The 17,295-nt window shown below is 62.8% G+C and carries 19 protein-coding genes; 13 read left to right on the top strand and 6 right to left on the bottom strand.

Annotated features, from left to right (window positions below; translation table 11 throughout):
* Positions 1-3 precede the first annotated feature (3 nt).
* Positions 4-414, top strand: a complete 411-nt coding sequence (locus tag MON38_RS18725; protein WP_241937687.1) for a response regulator — start codon at positions 4-6, stop codon at positions 412-414.
* Positions 415-470: 56 nt separating this feature from the next.
* Here MON38_RS18725 and MON38_RS18730 read toward each other — a convergent pair whose 3' ends face one another.
* Together MON38_RS18730 and ade are read right to left on the bottom strand one after the other, a co-directional pair.
* Positions 471-992 (bottom strand): hypothetical protein, encoded by a 522-nt coding sequence (locus tag MON38_RS18730; protein ID WP_241937688.1) that lies wholly within the window; start codon positions 990-992, stop codon positions 471-473.
* 128 nt (positions 993-1,120) lie between these two features.
* Positions 1,121-2,776 carry an adenine deaminase gene (gene ade / locus MON38_RS18735; protein ID WP_241937689.1) on the bottom strand — a complete coding sequence of 552 codons (1,656 nt, stop codon included), beginning with the start codon at positions 2,774-2,776 and terminating at the stop codon, positions 1,121-1,123.
* Between the two features lie 177 nt (positions 2,777-2,953).
* Between ade and MON38_RS18740 the strand changes: the two genes are divergently transcribed.
* From MON38_RS18740 to MON38_RS18760, 5 genes are all read left to right on the top strand, one after another.
* Positions 2,954-3,103: a hypothetical protein gene (locus MON38_RS18740; protein WP_241937690.1), complete on the top strand. Its 150-nt coding sequence runs from the start codon at positions 2,954-2,956 to the stop codon at positions 3,101-3,103.
* Positions 3,104-3,255: 152 nt separating this feature from the next.
* Positions 3,256-4,092, top strand: coding sequence for a hypothetical protein (locus MON38_RS18745; protein ID WP_241937691.1), 837 nt, complete (start codon positions 3,256-3,258; stop codon positions 4,090-4,092).
* A gap of 32 nt (positions 4,093-4,124) precedes the next feature.
* Positions 4,125-4,529, top strand: coding sequence for a hypothetical protein (locus MON38_RS18750; protein ID WP_241937692.1), 405 nt, complete (start codon positions 4,125-4,127; stop codon positions 4,527-4,529).
* Positions 4,530-4,560: 31 nt separating this feature from the next.
* A complete protein-coding gene (gene cmk / locus MON38_RS18755) occupies positions 4,561-5,253 on the top strand; it encodes a (d)CMP kinase (RefSeq protein WP_241937693.1) in 693 nt (230 codons plus the stop codon).
* A gap of 213 nt (positions 5,254-5,466) precedes the next feature.
* The gene (locus MON38_RS18760) at positions 5,467-6,348 is read left to right on the top strand and encodes a 4-hydroxy-3-methylbut-2-enyl diphosphate reductase (protein WP_241937694.1); all 882 of its coding nucleotides are present in this window, start codon (positions 5,467-5,469) and stop codon (positions 6,346-6,348) included.
* 112 nt (positions 6,349-6,460) lie between these two features.
* On the opposite strand, the gene MON38_RS18765 is transcribed toward MON38_RS18760, so the two are convergent.
* Genes MON38_RS18765 through MON38_RS18775 form a run of 3 tightly spaced genes read right to left on the bottom strand, consistent with a single transcriptional unit; the run spans position 6,461 to position 8,312 of the window.
* Positions 6,461-7,198 (bottom strand): TIGR04283 family arsenosugar biosynthesis glycosyltransferase, encoded by a 738-nt coding sequence (locus MON38_RS18765; RefSeq protein ID WP_241937695.1) that lies wholly within the window; start codon positions 7,196-7,198, stop codon positions 6,461-6,463.
* Positions 7,195-7,698, bottom strand: a complete 504-nt coding sequence (locus MON38_RS18770) for a hypothetical protein (RefSeq protein WP_241937696.1) — start codon at positions 7,696-7,698, stop codon at positions 7,195-7,197. Before MON38_RS18770 ends, MON38_RS18765 begins: the two co-directional genes overlap by 4 nt.
* Positions 7,692-8,312 carry a class I SAM-dependent methyltransferase gene (locus tag MON38_RS18775; protein ID WP_241937697.1) on the bottom strand — a complete coding sequence of 207 codons (621 nt, stop codon included), beginning with the start codon at positions 8,310-8,312 and terminating at the stop codon, positions 7,692-7,694. Before MON38_RS18775 ends, MON38_RS18770 begins: the two co-directional genes overlap by 7 nt.
* A gap of 268 nt (positions 8,313-8,580) precedes the next feature.
* On the opposite strand from MON38_RS18775, the gene MON38_RS18780 reads away from it, so the two are divergent.
* Positions 8,581-9,633 carry a hypothetical protein gene (locus MON38_RS18780; protein WP_241937698.1) on the top strand — a complete coding sequence of 351 codons (1,053 nt, stop codon included), beginning with the start codon at positions 8,581-8,583 and terminating at the stop codon, positions 9,631-9,633.
* Between the two features lie 244 nt (positions 9,634-9,877).
* On the opposite strand, the gene MON38_RS18785 is transcribed toward MON38_RS18780, so the two are convergent.
* A complete protein-coding gene (locus MON38_RS18785) occupies positions 9,878-10,420 on the bottom strand; it encodes an O-acetyl-ADP-ribose deacetylase (protein ID WP_241937699.1) in 543 nt (180 codons plus the stop codon).
* A gap of 215 nt (positions 10,421-10,635) precedes the next feature.
* Between MON38_RS18785 and MON38_RS18790 the strand changes: the two genes are divergently transcribed.
* The 6 genes from MON38_RS18790 (at position 10,636) to MON38_RS18815 (ending at position 17,293) form a co-directional block, all read left to right on the top strand.
* Positions 10,636-10,950 carry a 2TM domain-containing protein gene (locus tag MON38_RS18790; RefSeq protein WP_241937700.1) on the top strand — a complete coding sequence of 105 codons (315 nt, stop codon included), beginning with the start codon at positions 10,636-10,638 and terminating at the stop codon, positions 10,948-10,950.
* A 172-nt stretch (positions 10,951-11,122) separates the two neighbouring features.
* Positions 11,123-11,599 carry an ATP-dependent zinc protease family protein gene (locus tag MON38_RS18795; protein WP_241937701.1) on the top strand — a complete coding sequence of 159 codons (477 nt, stop codon included), beginning with the start codon at positions 11,123-11,125 and terminating at the stop codon, positions 11,597-11,599.
* A 70-nt stretch (positions 11,600-11,669) separates the two neighbouring features.
* Entirely contained in the window at positions 11,670-12,623 is a 954-nt protein-coding gene (rimK, locus tag MON38_RS18800) for a 30S ribosomal protein S6--L-glutamate ligase (protein WP_241937702.1), read from the top strand.
* Positions 12,624-12,763: 140 nt separating this feature from the next.
* On the top strand, positions 12,764-13,723 hold the full coding sequence (locus MON38_RS18805) for a succinylglutamate desuccinylase/aspartoacylase family protein (protein ID WP_241937703.1): 960 nt from the start codon (positions 12,764-12,766) through the stop codon (positions 13,721-13,723).
* 207 nt (positions 13,724-13,930) lie between these two features.
* Positions 13,931-14,629 (top strand): OmpH/Skp family outer membrane protein, encoded by a 699-nt coding sequence (locus MON38_RS18810; protein WP_241937704.1) that lies wholly within the window; start codon positions 13,931-13,933, stop codon positions 14,627-14,629.
* Positions 14,630-14,932: 303 nt separating this feature from the next.
* Entirely contained in the window at positions 14,933-17,293 is a 2,361-nt protein-coding gene (locus tag MON38_RS18815) for a TonB-dependent receptor (protein WP_241937705.1), read from the top strand.
* The last annotated feature ends 2 nt before the right edge of the window (positions 17,294-17,295 follow it).

Consider the following 17,295-nt stretch of genomic DNA (forward strand, 5'->3'; position numbering starts at 1 on the left):
TCCATGTCCGCCAATTTGAATCACATTGTACTCGTTGACGACAACGAAACCACGAGCTTCCTCAACAACCGTTTGTTGGGCCGGCTGGCCGTGGCCAACCAGGTCAGCACGTTTGCCCGCGCCGACGAGGCGTTTGAGCAGCTCTGGGGCGAGCAGGCCAGCGAAGGCAGCACGCCCGCACCCGACCTCGTATTTGTCGACCTGAAAATGCCCGGCGTGTCGGGCTTCGAGTTTCTGGAGCTCTACAACGCCCTGCCCCAGCCCGTGCAGGAGCAGACGGTGATGGCCGTGCTTACCACCTCGATGCACGGCGCCGATACCGCCCGCGTGGCCCAGTATCCCAACGTGGAGTACCTCACCAAGCCGCTGACCGAAGAAAAAATGCGCAAGCTGCTGGAAAAACGGTTTCAGTAAACGGCCTGAAATTTTCAATAAAAAAGCCCCGCTTTCTGGATGAAGGCGGGGCTTTTTTAATCCTTCCCAAATTTGTCGCGGATACCCTGGAAAAAGCCGGTATTCTTTTGTTTGACGATGATGTAGCGCAACGACAGCGCTGTGGGAAAGCGGTTCCAGTCGTCGGAGCCATGCTCGATAGTGGGCTTGAAATCGAAGGATACCACGAGGCGGGTGAAGGCAATTTTATACTCGGCCCCCACCAGGCCATCAAAGCCCCAGAAGTCGCCGGAGTCGCGGTTGTTGCCGTAGTGCGCGCCCGCCCCGAAGTAGTAGTTCAGGCTGGGGCCGAGGATGCCGAAGTGCCGCTCGGCCAGCACTGTGTAGCTGCGCTCGCGGGGCGCAAACATGGCCAAGCCTTCGAGCGTGGCTTTGGGCAGAAACACCTGCTGAATGGTGAGGCCGTAGTTGTTGCCGTCGCTGCGCAGGCCGGCGGCGGTGCGGTATTTCTGCGCGGCGGCGGGCCGCGTCGCTAGCAACGCTAGTAGGAGCAGGAAACCGGCGGAGCGGAGGAAATGGGGGAGAGGCAGCAGTTTCATGAGCAAAACGTAGGGAGCGGGGCTTGCCCCGACCGCCGTTGAACGACCTGCGGCAGGTAACGTTCAAAGACAAGCAGAAGACAACCCCGCTCCCTACGCAGAAACCGCGCTAAAAATTGCGCCGGTCCTTATTCCACCGCATCCACAAAGGCGAACTGCTGGCCGTCGAACAAGCCTTTGTCGCTGAGCTTGAGGCTGGGAATAACCAGCAGGGCCATAAACGACAGCGTCATAAACGGCGCGCCGAGCGGCGAGCCTAGCTCCTTCGACAGCGCATCGACGGCAGCATATGCCGCCGCCACGTCGGCTCCGGGCTGGTCCGACATGAGGCCGGCCACGGGCAGCGGCACCAGAATTTCGCGGCCGTCGGCCCCCACGGCGGCCAGGCCGCCCTTGGCTTCAATCACAAGATTCACGGCGCGGGCCAGGCTGGCATCGTCGCAGCCCACGGCGGTAATGTTGTGTGAGTCGTGGCCCACGCTGCTGGCCAGCGCGCCGTGCTTCAGCCCAAAGCCGCGGATGAAGGCCAGCGCCGGCGCCACGTGCGGCTGGTAGCGGTTGATAACGGCCAGCTTGAGCACATCGTGCTCCATATCGGACACGGCAAGGCCGTTTTCAACGCGCGCCGGCAAGTCGACGCGAGCCGTGATAAGCTGGCCGTCGAAGCACTCGATGACGCGCAGCGTGGCCTGCTCGTTAGGCACGGGCAGCGCGAAGTCGGCCGCCTGCACGGGCTGGGCGTGAAAGTTGTTGACCACAGCAATGGGCGCAGCGGGCAGGCGCGACTGACCGTTTTCGGCCACCAGCTCGCCGTCGAGGTAAGTTTGCTGCACTTCGAAATTCACCAGGTCCTTCACCACGATGAAGTCAGCGGGGTCGCCTTCGCCGAGCAGGCCCACGGGCAGGTGGTAGTGGTTTACGGGGTTCACGCAGGCCACGCGCAACACCTGAAACACGTCGTGGCCCAGCGCCACGGCCCGCTGCACCAGCTGGTTGATGTGGCCGAGAATAAGCGTATCGGGGTGCTTGTCGTCGGAGCAGAACATCAGGTTCGAGTAATGCTCGGGCATCAGCTCGATGAGCGCATCGAAGTTGCGGGCCGCCGAGCCTTCACGAATCAGAATTTTCATGCCCACGGCCAGCTTGTCGCGGGCTTCGGCGGCGGTGAAGCACTCGTGGTCGGTGCTGATGCCGGCGCTGGCGTAGTGGGCCGCGTCGTCGCCGCGCAGGCCGGGGGCGTGGCCATCCACGGGGCGGCCGGCGGCGTGGGCGAGGGCAATTTTGGCCATCACGTCGCTGTCGCGGTGCAGCACGCCGGGCCAGTTCATCATCTCCGCCAGATAGCCGATTTTGGGGTTTTCGAACAGCTTTTTGATATCATCAGCGGTGATTTCGGCCCCGGCCGTTTCGAACGGCGTGGCCGGCACGCAGCTGGGCGCGCCGAAGCAGAACTTGAATGGCGAGTGCGCGGCGTTCTCCAGCATGAACTCGACGCCGGCCACGCCCAGCACGTTGCCGATTTCGTGCGGGTCGCTCACGGTGGCTACCGTGCCGTGGGCCACCGCCAGGCGGGCAAACTCGGTGGGCACCAGCAGCGAGCTTTCGACGTGCACGTGAGCATCGACAAAGCCGGGCAGTACGTAGGGCAGCGTGGGGTCGGCTTCGGCCTCAGCAATGGGCGCGATGCTGGCAATGCGGCCGCCCTCGACGGAAATAATGGCGGGCTGAATGGAACGGGAAAAAACGTCGACGACGTTGGCGGTGAGCGAGAAATCAGCGGACATGATTAGTTGTTGGTTGTTCGTTGTCAGTTGTTAGCAGGGGCTGCCGAAACGCCGCTTTTTGGGCATTTCGGCTGGTTTGGTTGCGTTTAGAGTCGCAGCTGACAACTGACAACGAACAACCGACAACCAGCCCCCCCGCCGGCAAAGAACCTTATATTTGACAAAAAACCGTTTCCGGTGAAAAAGAACCTGGCCCTTTTGCTGCTCGTGCTGCCGCTGTTGCTGGCTGAAAGCGGCTGCGCCCGCCGCACCGCTCAGCAGAAAAAAACCTCGTGGTACAAGCACCACAGCGGCGGTAAGTCGGTGCCCTGCCCCTGCGGGCACTAGGCAACCGTCTCTTGTCATTCCGACGAAGGAGGAATCTGAGGGAATTCGGCAACAGCTGTTCCTCGAATTCCTCCTTCGTTGGAATGACAGAAATAATGGCTATGCAAAGGGTTTCTACGCAACCATTTATCGCTCGCCCGACTCTACCCGTCATGCGAAACCCTTTCCTTTCCGATGGGCTGCTCCTGGCCCTGTTGCTGTTAAGCTTCAGCAGCTTTGCCCGAATACCCTACCGCAACCCGCGGCCAGCAGCTACTGCAGGTGCTACCACACCAGCCACCACCCGCCCGGCCGATTATCCGCTCACGCCCGCGCCGCACTACGCCACTGGCGGCCATCCCGGCACCTACCGCCTACCCGATGGCAGCTGGCACCCGGCCGAAATATTCGGCCCCGATATGGCCGACCGCGTGCGTCTGCGCCCCGAAAACCTGACCGACTACGCCGTGTTCTGGCCCGGCGAGGTGAGCGCATACGTGGTGCGCGGCGACACGTTTGTGACCGTGCCGGCCTTTGTGCAGCGCAAAGGCCACCGGCTGGTGCCGGCCAGCTTTGCCCGGCGCCAGTACCGCGACAATCAGTACGAGGTATTGCTGGTGCAGGCCCCCACGCCCGAAGTGCTGCGCACTTTTAATACCCCGGTGGTGCCCAACGGGCCGGTCGTAACGGCCGCTGGGCTGGAGTCGATGCCCAAGCCGGTGGCGAACCCTTCGGATGCCTACGCTACCTCCTTTTTTGGTTTTCTAATGGACATGTTCGTGTTTCCGCGGGCTTACCAAACCACGCTGCTGCGCCATGCCGGCCAAGTAGAGGCGCTGCCCACCCAGCCGGGCGCCTACCGCCGCCGCATGCTGCAGCTGTTGGCCGATGACCCGGCCCTCTGCGCCCGGCTGCGGGCCGGCGAACTGAATGCGCGCTTTGAGGCGCCGCAACTGCTGGCGGCCTACGCGGCCGACCGTCGTGAAGCCATTTTGCAGGCCCGCAAGTAACCCGTCGCCCCGTTTTCGGCGTACTTTGCCCCATGCCCGACACCCAGCCCACTCCCCTCGATTCCATTAACGCCGCCGCCGAGCAGGTGCGGCAGCAGCTTCAACTCAAGGCCTTCGATGCCGAAGGGGTGGCACACCTGGCCAACTTTATTCAGGCCCAGCGCGGGCAACTGCCCGCGGCCGAGCGGCCGGGCGTGGTACTGGCGCTGGGCTGCTTCCTGGGGCAGTGCCTGGTGCAGGCCTATGGGGGCGAATGGGCCACCGGCAAGGACGGCACCACCGGCGTGGGACTGGCCGGTCGATTTTTTTTTAATCCCTTCCATTTAGTCGATGCGCAACTGAATGAGGGAGAAAGCGCGTCGGTAGCGGCCTTTTTTGCCTCCGTTCCGCAGCGCTTAAAAGCGCCGGTCGCCGCTCGTAAGGGTTGGATTTCGTAATCTTGCGGGGCCAATGGCCGCCCGCGTCGTTATGAAACAACTCGTTATCGCCATTGACGGCTACTCTTCCTGTGGTAAAAGCACCACCGCCAAAGCCGTGGCGGCCCTGCTGCACTACGCCTACGTCGACACCGGGGCCATGTACCGCGGTGTTACGCTCTACCTGCTGGAGCAAGGCATCGCCTTCGACGACCTGCCCGGCATCGAACAGGCGCTGCGCGACATCAGCATCAGTTTCCGCCGCAACCGCCGCACCGGCCGCAACGAGCTGTTCCTGAACGGCGTGAACCGGGAGGACGACATCCGCCAGATGCGGATTTCCAACTCCGTGAGCGAAGTTTCGGTGATTCCGATGGTGCGCCACGCCATGGTGGCTCAGCAGCAGCGCATGGGCCGCAAGCGCGGCGTGGTAATGGACGGCCGCGACATCGGCACCACTGTGTTTCCCGATGCAGAGGTGAAAATCTTCATGACCGCCGAAGTGGAGCTCCGCGCCAAGCGCCGGCAGGACGAACTGGCCGAGAAAGGCGAAATCGTGCCGCTCGACGACATCATCGAGAACCTGCGCAAGCGTGACCACCTCGATTCGACCCGCGCCGAAAGCCCCCTGCGCCGCGCCCCCGATGCCGTGCTGCTCGACACCACGCACATTACCATTTCCGAGCAGGTCGACTTTGTGCTCGATAGGGTGTCGTCGGCACTGTTTGCGGCGGGTTGGGAGTAAATAGTTGGAATTAACTTCTGTCATCCTGAGCGTAGCGAAGGACCTTGTCATGTTTGAGCAGCTTGCCGTAATTAAAAGCAAGCAGCCGTGATAAGGTCCTTCGATACACTCAGGATGACAGGCGTTTTTCACGCATGCCCATCCCCCGCGCAACTGCCGTACCTTTGCCCCCCGGCGAACTCCTCGCCGCCGCAGTGGTGTTAACGGCCCAGCATGAAGGTTACGATTGATAAGAATTCCGGCTACTGCTTCGGCGTAGAATTCGCCATTCAGATGGCCGAAGATGAGTTGGCGCACGAAAAAACGCTGTATTGCCTCGGCGATATCGTGCACAACCGCATGGAAGTGGAGCGCCTGCACCAGCAGGGCCTGCGCATCATCGACCGCGAGCAGCTGGCCGAATTGCACGACTGCAAAGTCCTCATCCGGGCGCACGGCGAGCCGCCCGAAACCTACCAACTGGCCCTACAAAACAACCTGGAGCTGATTGACGCCAGCTGCCCGGTGGTGCTCAAGCTGCAAAACCGCGTGAAGCATGCCTTCGACCTAAGCCAGCGCCAGGATGGTCAGATTGTGATTTACGGCCAGCCGGGCCACGCCGAAGTGGCCGGCCTCACGGGCCAGACCGGCAACCGCGCCATTATTGTGATGAACGAGGCCGACCTCGACCAGATTGACTTCGCCCGGCCCGTCACCCTGTTCAGCCAGACCACCAAAAGCACGGCTGGCTTCTACAAAATGAAGGCCCTGATGGAGGCCCGCATCCAGGCCGCCGGCGGCACGCTCGACAGCTTCGATGCCAACGACAGCATCTGCCGGCAGGTGAGTAACCGCGAGCCCGCGCTGGCCAAATTCGCCACCGAATACGACGTGGTGCTCTTCGTGAGCGGCCGCAAAAGCTCCAATGGCAAAGCCCTGTTCTCGGTGGTAAATGCCGTGAACCCGCGCAGCTACTTCATCGAAAACGCCGACGAGGTGGAAGATGAATGGCTGAATGGCGCGCAAACCGTGGGCATCTGCGGCGCCACCAGCACCCCGCTGTGGCTGATGCAGCAAGTCGCCGAGCGCGTGGAAGGCGTGGGCGAGCCGGCGTAAACAGGGCGGGGTTGAATGGAGTAGGGGCGGGGCTTGCCCCCGCCCGGGCGGTCGCATTGTTACAACGATTCCGTTCAACGACGGGCGGGAGCAAGCCCCGCCCCTACTCCATTCAACCGAGTCTCTGCCGCATCTGGCGCGGCCGGCGGCGCTGTAGCAACCGCTGGTACACCCGCAGTAGCGTAGGCTGCGGCGTGCCGGCCAGAAACAGCGTTTGCACCGCCAAATGCGTGAGCTCGGTGCGCAGCACGCCGTGCACCACGTACTTGCGGGCCGAGGTAACCACGCTTTGCGGCATCACTACGAAGCGCGCGCGGTGCTTGATGCGAATGGGCAGGTCCACGTCTTCCATCAACAGCATTTGCTCGTTGAAGCCGCTCAATTCATCAAAAAGGGCTTTTTCAACGAACAGGCTCTGGTCGCCAAATTGGAAGGCGGGCGCATTGAAGCGTGAGCACCAGCCGCTGAACCACAGCACCGGGTGGCGCACATCGAAGCGCAGGCGGAAGCAGCCGCTGCGGTAGCCCCGCGCCTGGTACTGCCGGATGAGCTGCCCGAACCCGGCCGGCGGTAGCGTATCGGCGTGCAGGAAGTATAAGATGGAGCCATTAGCTTGGCTGGCGCCGAAATTGAGCTGTGCCGCCCGGCCGGGCCGGGGTGCGGGCAGGGCGCGGGCCCCGTGGGCGGCGGCCAGCGCCAGCGTGGCATCGGTGCTGCCGCCGTCGCTCACCAGCACTTCGTAGGCGATGCCCGCGCCCACGGCGGCGTGCACGTGGGCCAGCGTGGCGGCTAGGCTGTGCGCCTCATTCAGCGTGGGAATGATGACGGAGAGGAGTGGGGCCGCACTCATTTCACCCACACATCAGACAGCAGTACCATGCCCACGAACACGGCCATTGCCAGCTTGTAGCGCTTCGAAAGGTGGCGCATGATGGGCTCGGCGGTGGTTTCGGCTACGGCGGGCGCTTGCTTGGCTAGGCCGCCGAGGGCGGCGAATACGCTCAGCGCCAGCAGGTAGAACAGCACATCGAGCGGGTCGAAGGTGCCATCGGTGAAGTGCAGCAGTTGCACGGCTTCGATGCCCAGCGCCAGGGCCAGCGGCAGCAGCGTGAGCCGGCGGCTGGCCGAGAGCGTGCCAATCCACAGAAAGGCGAACAGCCAGAGCGCGCCGGGCAGGTTGTAGACGAACCACGCGGCCTGCGGCAGGCGCAGCATGGGCGGCTTAGCGGGCCAGAAAGCCAGCAGCACCTGGTTCACGATGGTGTTCGGGGAGCGGAACCCGGCGTAGATGGTGAAGCTGATGAGCAGCGGCAGCAGGCAATAGAGCAGCGTTCGGCGCGTGGTTAGCATGTGGGCAAAAGGGGTTTTTGAATGTGCACGATGCGCCAATAGCCGGCCCGGCCGCGGTGCGTGCGCACGATGGCATCGGGAGCCAGCAACGGGCTCAACGGAAAAAATGACTTAAAGCCCAGGACTTTGCCGGCCGGGGTTAGCAGGCGGTCGAGCTGCCGGAGCGGGCCGCGCTCGGGCGTGAAATGATTGAGCAGATAAATATGTCCGCCGGGCCGCAGCGACGCATAATAAGCGCCCAGCAGCGCGCTCGGGTTCTCCACTACCGACAGCGAATTGCAGAACACCACGTGCTCGAACCGGCCGGCCTCGTGCTGGAAATCCTCGCCCGCCGCGTGCTGCAACTCGACCTGCACTTTGGGGTGCTCGGCGGCTTTTTTGCGGGCCCGCTGCAGCATCGGCAGCGAGCAGTCGATGGCCGTGACGTGCTTGCGGGCGGCGTAGTAAGGCAGCGATATGCCGGTGCCCACGCCCACTTCCAGCACCTGGTTGCCTGGTTCGGCATTCACCGCTTCCACCAGCCGGCGCACCAGCGGCTGGTAGAACCAGAGCAACGCCGCGTCGTAGATGCGCGCCAGAAAGAAATAGCGGAAGTTGCTCAGCTGCGTGCTCATTGGCGGGGCGGGGTAGGCGGGTTAGGGAAATTGTCAGACGGGTCATGCAGAGCGTAGCCAAGCATCTTTACCGCACAATGTAATCCAACCGACAAAAGGCAACGCAATGCAATCGGCGAAATTGCGTTGCGCGGTAAAGATGCTTCGGCAAGCTCAGCATGACGTTCTGAAGTATTAGCCAGGGCCGCCAAACCGCGTCGATATTACCTCCAAGTTACAGGCCGCTGCCGAAAGTGGCGGGAGTTCTTTCTCACCTAACTTTAACTACATGTCCGACTCCTCCGAAGCTCCGCATGCTGGCCCGGCCCTGAAAGCCAGCCACCCCACGCCCGCCGTGCTGCCCGCCGCCCGCCGCCGACGCGGCGTCCGCGCCGGCCTCTACAATGTAAAGGGCTTGATTAACATCATTCGGGGCGACATTATTCACAACACCTTCGGGGCCTTCCACGTGTTGCGGCTTTGGCACGTGCAGAAGCTGACCTCGGGCCTCGTGGGACGGCAGCACGCCTGGGCCACCGGCCTCGACCCCGCCACCGGCCAGCCCGTGTGGCCCCAGAACGTGGTGTTTCGGACCACGCCCACGCCCGGCGCGGGCTACGAGCCCGACGAAACGATTCTGACCAAAGTGGGCGGCTTCCTGGCCGATATGGTGAAGAAGTCGACGCCAGTGCCCGAAATTCCGCACGGCCCCGAGCGGCGCATGCCCCACGTGGTGAACTACCTGCACGGCTCGGTGCACTTCAACGGCATGTGGCTGCTGTTCAATGATTTTGAGGAGGCCAAGCACTTCTTCGCCGATGCCCGCTTCCGGCGCGAGTTTGTGCGGCTGGTGCGGCAGGAGCGGCGCGAAGTCACGCTCGTATTCCGCGAGCGCAAGTACGACCCCGTGGAGTACGCCTATTTTTCGGGCTTCATCATGGCCAATTTTCCGTGGTTTGCCAACGTGAACGGGCCGGGCAAAAAGGTGATGTGGGGCAACCCCGCCCCCTATGCCGCCATGAACATCATCAACGGCAGTTGGGTGCGCGACGTGGACGCGCTGCGCCGGGGCCGACCCTCATTTCTGCGCCCGCCGCTGGCGGCCGGGCAGTATTTCACCGCCAGCTACGGGCAGCCGGTGCCGGGCTCGCACTTCGTGGAGCGGCTGGTGGCCTTCGTAGAAAACGAGTGGGTGCGCCGCCGGGGCTTCAATGCTGGCTTGTTCTTTATCGACCGCAAGCAGATTGACCCGCGCATCTACGAGAAATATCAGGCCGATAAATCGGTGCTGAATGCGAAGCAGACGGAGGTGCCCAGCCCGTTCAGCCCGCCGGAAGCGTAGCCGCCGCAAATTCAGATAAGTCCCTAAATTGGCTGTCTGAGCCAATAATGCTTACCCAAATGGCACGCTTGTAGTACAACCACGGTACAAGCAGTAAAAAAGTTGATTGAGAAAGCGCGCTTGTAGTACAAACACAGTACAAACAGCCTGAAGATGTTGTTAGGTGACGCTTGTTTGGCCGTGAGTGTGCTGGTGCTGCCAGTCTGCTACTCCGCTACGGCGCATTGACTTGCAAGATAGTGTTCTAGCGCGCCAATTCCTGCTCGTACAGCCGCCGGTTTTCGTCATCGAACACCACGAAAACCACCGTCTGCGGCCATTCGTGTGCCGCCAGCCACTGGCGTACCTCGCGCACGGCCACGGCGGCGGCGGCCGGTTTTGGGTAGCCGTAGATGCCGGTGCTGATGCCGGGGAAGGCCACACTTTCAAACTTCCGTGCCGTTGCAATTCGCAAGCAACTTTGGTAACATGCTGCTAATTCTTCGGCTTCGTGTTGGTTACCGCCATGCCACACTGGGCCGGCAGTATGAATAACGAAAGCCGCTGGTAGGTTTCCGCCGGTTGTTGCTACCGCTTGGCCGGAAGGGAGGCCGAATGGATATTTCCGTTCGCGCAAAAACCGGCACTCTTCAAGAATTTTTGGCCCGCCGGCGCGGTGAATGGCCCCATCGACCCCGCCGCCCCCGAGCAGGCTGGAATTGGCGGCATTCACGATGGCCGAAACCGGCTGGCGGGTGATGTCGCCCTGCACGAGCTGGATGCGGGCGGAAAGGGGAGAAGCAGGCATGCGGAAATGGGCTGTAATGGAAAGCGCAAGTTGGCGATTGATGCAGTAAGCGGCAGTTGCGGCAATTGATTCGGCTGCCACGCCGCCCGGTTCAGCCCCCGGTTTCGACGCTTGGGAAGCCTTTCCCGACCGTTCGGCAACAGCCGCTTGCGCACGGCTTAGCCCAACTGCTATATTTAATCATCAATTCCAACCAACCCCAACCGCTCCCGCTCATGGAACCCCTGCAACGCGACCCTTACCTGTGGCAAAAAGCCAAAGCCCGCGCCAAATTTCAGGCGCACCTGCTGTCGTTTTTGTTCGTGAACGCGACGCTGTGGGTTATCTGGGCCTTCACATCCTCGCACCACTACGGCCACCATTTCCACGTGGGCATTCCCTGGCCGCTGTGGGTGACGTTTTTCTGGGGGCTGGGCTTGATTAAGCGCGGCATTGCGGCCTACGGCGGCTTTACCTACGAGCAGCGCGCCCAGCGCGAGTACGACCGCCTGACCCGCGAATTTACCGACCCACTCGACAAGTACCGCTAAGCCGAGCCGGCTTTGCGCACCGTTATCCCTTCCTTTTTTCTGCTCCGGCCGAAGCCGTTGGGCCCGCCGGATTCCCCGACAGCCCGACGGATTCGGCCGGTTTGTTTCGGGCCCCAGGGCCGGCGCGGCCAATTTAATGTGCCGCATCAGGGCCGCGCCCTATATTCACCGCATGAACCGCCCCCCCAAGCGCCTGCTCGGCCGCCGCGAGCTTGTTGATTTTCCGGCCTTCGCGCTGGGCGGCGTCGAGGCCAAAGTCGATACCGGGGCTTACACCAGTGCCATCCACTGCACCAACATTCACCTCGAAACCGACGCTCAGGGCCGGCCCGTGCTGGTGGTGAACCTGCTCGACCCCGGCCACGAGGGCGCCGACGGCCGGTCGCTCACCTTCCCCGATTTCGTGCTGCGCGACATCCGCTCCAGCAACGGCGAGGTGCAGGAGCGCTACGTTATTCGGGCCGTGGTGCAGCTCTACGGCGAGCATTTTGAGGCTGAGTTTTCGCTCTCCGACCGTTCCGACATGAAGTACCCGGTGTTGCTGGGCCGCAGCCTGTTGCGCGAGGGGCGCTTCGTGGTCGATGTGGGCCGGCGCAACCTTTCCTACAAAACCCAGGCCCGCGCCGCCGCCCGCCGCGCCCGTTCCTGAGTTGATTTGTGCCGTATTTGCGGCCTGAAACTTTGCTGCTCTTCTCTCTTAAAACAAACGCCGCCTTCCCGTGAAACTGGCCATTCTCTCGCGCGAGCCGACCTCTTACTCGACCCAGCGGCTGGTGGCGGCTGCCGTCGCCCTAGGCCACGAGGCCGTGGTTATCGACCACCTACAATGCAACCTGGTGCTCGAAAAGGGCCAGCCTGGCATCATCTACAAAGGCGCGCGGCTGGAAGGCTTCGACGCCATCATTCCGCGCATTGGGGCCTCGGTCACGTTCTACGGCACGGCCGTGGTGCGGCAGTTCGAGATGATGAAGGTGCGTACGGCCATCGACAGCCAGGCCATTGTGCGCTCGCGCGACAAGCTCCGCTCGATGCAGATTCTGAGCCGCGCCGGCGTGGGCATGCCCAAAACTGCCTTCACCAACTTCTCGGCCGATGTGCCGGCCATGATTGAGCAGGTGGGCGGCGCTCCCGTCATCATCAAGCTGCTCGAAGGCACCCAGGGCCTGGGCGTGGTGTTGGCCGAATCGGCCAAAGCCGCGCAGTCCGTCATTGAAGCCTTTCACAACCTCAAGGCCCGCATCATCGTGCAGGAATTCATTGCCGAAAGCAAGGGGGCCGATTTGCGCGCCTTCGTGGTCGATGGCGAAGTGGTGGGCGCCATGAAGCGCCAGGGCAAGGAAGGCGAGTTCCGTTCGAACCTGCACCGCGGCGGCTCGGGCACGCTCGTGAAGCTCACGCGAGCCGAGAAGGCCGCGGCGCTGCTCGCCACCAAAGCCCTGGGCCTCGGCATTGCGGGCGTGGATATGCTGCAAAGCAAGCGCGGCCCGCTGGTGCTCGAAGTGAACTCCTCGCCCGGCCTCGAAGGCATCGAAAAAGCCACCGGACAGGACATCGCCGGCCGCATCATCGAATACACGGCCGCGCTGGCCAGCAAGAAAAAGGAAAAGGCCAAACCCAAAAAAGGTGCCGCCCAGGCCGTCGATGCACAATCGGACGTGCCGGGCGGGAAGTAAGGAGGGGACGTTGGCGGTAGGGGCGGGGCTTGCCCCCGCCCGGACGGTCGCCTCGTTACAACAGTGCCATTCTACTCGGTGCGACCGTCCGGGCGGGGGCAAGCCCCGCCCCTACACCTGTTTTCAAACCCTCACTGCCCATGCCAAGCCCCGCCGCTCCGTTCTACCTCAATGGCCTCACCATTCAGCCCGGCGAGCAGGTGCTCACGCGGCTGGTGATTTCGAAGCTGCCCTCGGGCACGGTGATTGACGTGCCGGTGCACGTGCTGCGCGCCACCGAGCCCGGCCCCACGCTGCTGCTGATGGGCGGCATGCACGGCGACGAGGTGAACGGCATCGAAACCATCCGGCGGCTGGTGCGGCGCGAGATGCTGATGCCGCTGCGGGGTTCGGTCATCGCCATCCCCATCCTCAACATCTACGGCTTTTTGAATTTTAGCCGCGACGTGCCCGATGGCAAGGACGTGAACCGCTCGTTCCCGGGGTTTCCGCGCGGGTCGCTGGCCGGGCGGGTGGCCCACCGCTTCATGCGCGAAATCATGCCCCTGATTGACTACGGCATCGATTTTCACACCGGCGGCGCGGCGCGCGCCAACTACCCGCAGGTGCGTGCCCTGCTGGGCATCGACCCCGAGGTGGATGCCCTGGCGGCGGCCTTCGCGGCCCCGTTCACGCTGCACGCGGGGCTGCGGGGCGGCTCGCTGCGCGAGGCCGCGCAGGAGCTGGGCAAGCGCATTATCGTGTATGAGACCGGCGAAAGCCTGCGCCTCGACGAACCCGGCATTGAGGAGGCACTGGCGGGCACGCTGCGGGTGCTGCACCACCTGGGCATGGGCCCCGAGGCCCCGCCGCCGGCCCGGGCGGGCATCATTTGCCGGCGGCATACGTGGCTGCGGGCGCGCTGGGCGGGCCTGTTCCGGTCGCACGTCGAGAACGGGCAGTTCATCGAAAAGGGCCAGATTTACGGCTCTATTGCCGACCCATACGGCCAGCAGGCCGTGCGGCTGGAGTCGCCGGTGAGCGGCTACGTGATAGGCCTGAATTACATGCCCGTGGTGAACCAGGGCGACGCGCTGCTGCACATCGGGGTGCCGGAGTAGCGCTGAAAATGGGGCAGGAAGGTCAAAGAGTGTGGTGCAGAGCGCCGCGCAGCATCTTGCCCGCCACCGCTAATCATTCTTATTGAATTACTGCCTGCGGGCAAGATGCTGCGCGGCGCTCTGCATGACGGACGATGGTTTCGCGCCTCCACACTTTCCATCCCGCTTGCGTCCCTACTTTTGTCCTTTCCTCATCTCTTGTTTTCAATGAAAAACCCGATTCAGCTTACCATTAACGTTGTGCTGGCGCTGGCCGTGGCCGCCCTGTATTTCCTGCATTTCAACCAGAAGCCCGTGGCCCCGAACCTGGCCACCGACACCAGCACGGCCGTGGTAACTTCCAACGAAGCCGCTGCCGACACGGCCGCCACCGCCGCCGAAACGCCCGTCGCTGATGCTGCGCCCGCCGTGGCCACCGCTCCGGTGCAGGACAACACCACCGATTTCTCGGGCAAGCTGGCCTACGTGGAATCGGGCAAGATGCTCGACGGCTACCAGGGCATGAAGGACGCGCGCAAGTCGTTCGAGGGCAAGGCCCGCGGCTGGGAAAAGCAGAACCAGCAAATGCTGGCCACCTTCAAAGCCAACGTGGAAAGCTACCAGAAGCAGGCCCCGACCCTGAGCGCCGAGCAGCGCGCCGCCACCGAGCAGAAGCTGCAGGAGCAGCAGCAGCAGGTAGCCCAGCAGCAGCAGATGCTGCAGGCCCAGGCCCAGCAGGAAGAAGGCAAGCTGACGCAAAGCGTGCTCGAAAGCGTGAACAAAAAGGTGGAAGCCTACGGCAAAGCCCACGGCTACAAGCTCATCCTCATTGCCGCCCCCAGCGGCACTATTGCCTACGGCGAGAAAAACCTCGACATCACGGCCCCGGTGCTGGCTTACCTGAACGCCAACTACCGCAAGAAGTAGGCGGCGGTTTGTTGGGCGAGGTTTAAACGTCCGAAAAGCACGTCATGCCGAGCGTAGCCGAGGCATCTTGCGTGGGATAGTAATTCAATCGTTAAAACGACTTTGATTACTGCCGCACGCGAGATGCCTCGGCTACGCTCGGCATGACGTTTTTTTTTGTGACTTCCATTAATTCTAGGCAACCCTGGCCACCAAAATACACTCTTCACTGTGCCCTCATCTTTGCCAATAAAACGGCCCCGCTACCATTGGAGCCGTGCGCTGGCCGGTTGAGGGCCGGTTCCTTTCCACCTTTTCTGCTGCATGAAAACACTTTTCCGGATGGCCGCGCTCAGCAGCGTGGCGTTGCTGGGCGCGACTACGGCGCTGGCGCAACAACCCAATCGGCTCACCATCAGCGGCTACGTGCGCGACGGGGCTACCGGCGAAAGCCTGCCCGGCGTGGCCGTGGTGCACCCGGCCAGCGGCCAGGGCACCAGCACCAACACCTACGGCTTCTACTCGCTCACGCTGGCCGCCGCGCCCGATTCGGTGCGGCTGTTGGTGTCGGCGCTGGGCTACGAGAAGCTGCGGCTGACGCGCAAAGCCGAGCGCAGCTTCACCTACGACTTTCGGCTGAAGCCGTCGTCGGCCGAGCTGGCGGGCGTGGAAGTGGTGGGCAGCCGCGAGGAGAAAATTGCCGAAAGCACGCGCATGGGCACCATCAACATCCCGGTGAAGCAAATTAAGCTGCTACCTGCCCTGTTTGGCGAAACCGACGTGCTGAAGGCGCTGCAGCTGCTGCCCGGCGTGCAGGCCGGCGGCGAGGGCAGCAGCGGCCTCTACGTGCGCGGCGGCTCGCCCGACCAGAACCTGATATTGCTCGACGGCACGCCCATCTACAACGCCTCGCACCTGTTCGGCTTCTTCTCGGTGTTCAACGCCGATGCCATCAAGAACGTGGAGCTGATAAAGGGCGGGTTTCCGGCGCGCTACGGCGGGCGGCTGTCGTCTGTCCTCGACATTACGATGAAGGAAGGCAACATGCAGAAGCTGCACGGCGAAGGCGCCATCGGCCTGATTGCCTCGCGCCTGACCCTGGAAGGGCCCATCAAGAAGGACACGGCCTCGTTCATCTTCTCGGCCCGCCGCACCTACATCGATATCCTGGCCCGGCCCCTCATCAAAGCCCAGACCGACGGGGCCACCGCCGGCTACTACTTCTACGACCTGAACGGCAAGCTGAACTGGAAGCTGAGCCCGCGCGACCGCCTGTACCTGAGCGGCTATTTTGGCCGCGACGAGTTTTACGCCGACGACAAAAGCACCCGCGGCAACGGCGACTACAGCCTGCAAAACAACGCCCTGGGGTGGGGCAACCGCATTGCGGCGCTGCGCTGGAACCACATCATCAACGACCGGCTGTTTCTCAACACCCACCTCACCTACACGCGCTACCAGTTCGATGTGGGCATCACGCAGGAGGACCGCTACACCACCAACGGCCAGGCCCAGACCGACAAGTTCTCGCTGAACTACCTGTCCAACATTCAGGACGTGAGCGCAAAGCTGGATTTCGACTACGTGCCCAATCCCAACCACTACGTGCGCTTTGGCGGGCAGTACATCCGGCACCAGTTCCGGCCCGGGGCCATGCAAACGGCGAACAGCACCAACCCCGCCGATAACCAGGCCACCGGCCGCAACATCGGGGCCAACGAGGCCAGCCTGTATGCCGAAGACGATGTGAAGCTGACCGACCGCCTGAAGGTGAACGTGGGCCTGCGGCTGAACAGCTTTCTGGTGGAAAAAAAGCTGTACCCCAGCCTCGAGCCGCGCGTGTCGGCCCGCTATCTGCTCACCGAGGACTGGGCCCTGAAGGCCGCCTACGCCCGCACCACGCAGTACGTGCACCTGCTCACCAACAGCGGCATTGGCCTGCCCACCGACCTGTGGGTGCCCAGCACGGCCCGCACGCTGCCCCAAAAAGCGCAGCAGTTCAGCCTGGGGGCGGCCCGCAACCTGCGCTACGGTGGCGAAGATTTCGAGTTCAGCGTGGAAACCTACTACAAGCCCATGCAGAACCTGGTGGAGTTTCGGGAAGGGGCGGATTTCATTGGGACGACCGACGACAATTACGAGAGCAAAATCACGAGCGGGCAGGGCTGGGCCTACGGGGCCGAGCTATTCCTGCAGAAGAAAACCGGCCGCACCACCGGCTGGATTGGCTACACCCTGGCCTGGAGCAACCGCCGCTTCGCCGAACTGAACCAGGGCCAGCTGTATCCTTACAAGTACGACCGGCGCAACGATTTCAAGCTGGTCGTCATCCACGAGTTCAACAACCGCCTCACGCTGTCGGGCACCTTTGTGTACGGCACCGGCAACGCCGTGACGCTGGCCCAGGGCCGCTACCAGCTGGGCCCCTACGCCACCTACGACGACTACGGCCCGCGCAACAGCTACCGCATGGCCGCCTACCACCGCCTCGACCTCGACCTGAGCCACACCAAAAAGAAGAAGTGGGGCGAAGTCGTGAACAGCATCAGCGTGTACAACGCCTACAACCGGCACAACCCTTATTTCATCTACCTGGGCCGGGCGGCGGGTGCCACCGCCCCCAGCTACCGGCAGGTGTCGCTGTTTCCCATTCTGCCCTCGTTCAGCAAAACGTTCCGGTTTTAGTG

Source organism: Hymenobacter cyanobacteriorum (assembly GCF_022631375.1).
Lineage (GTDB): Bacteria > Bacteroidota > Bacteroidia > Cytophagales > Hymenobacteraceae > Hymenobacter > Hymenobacter cyanobacteriorum.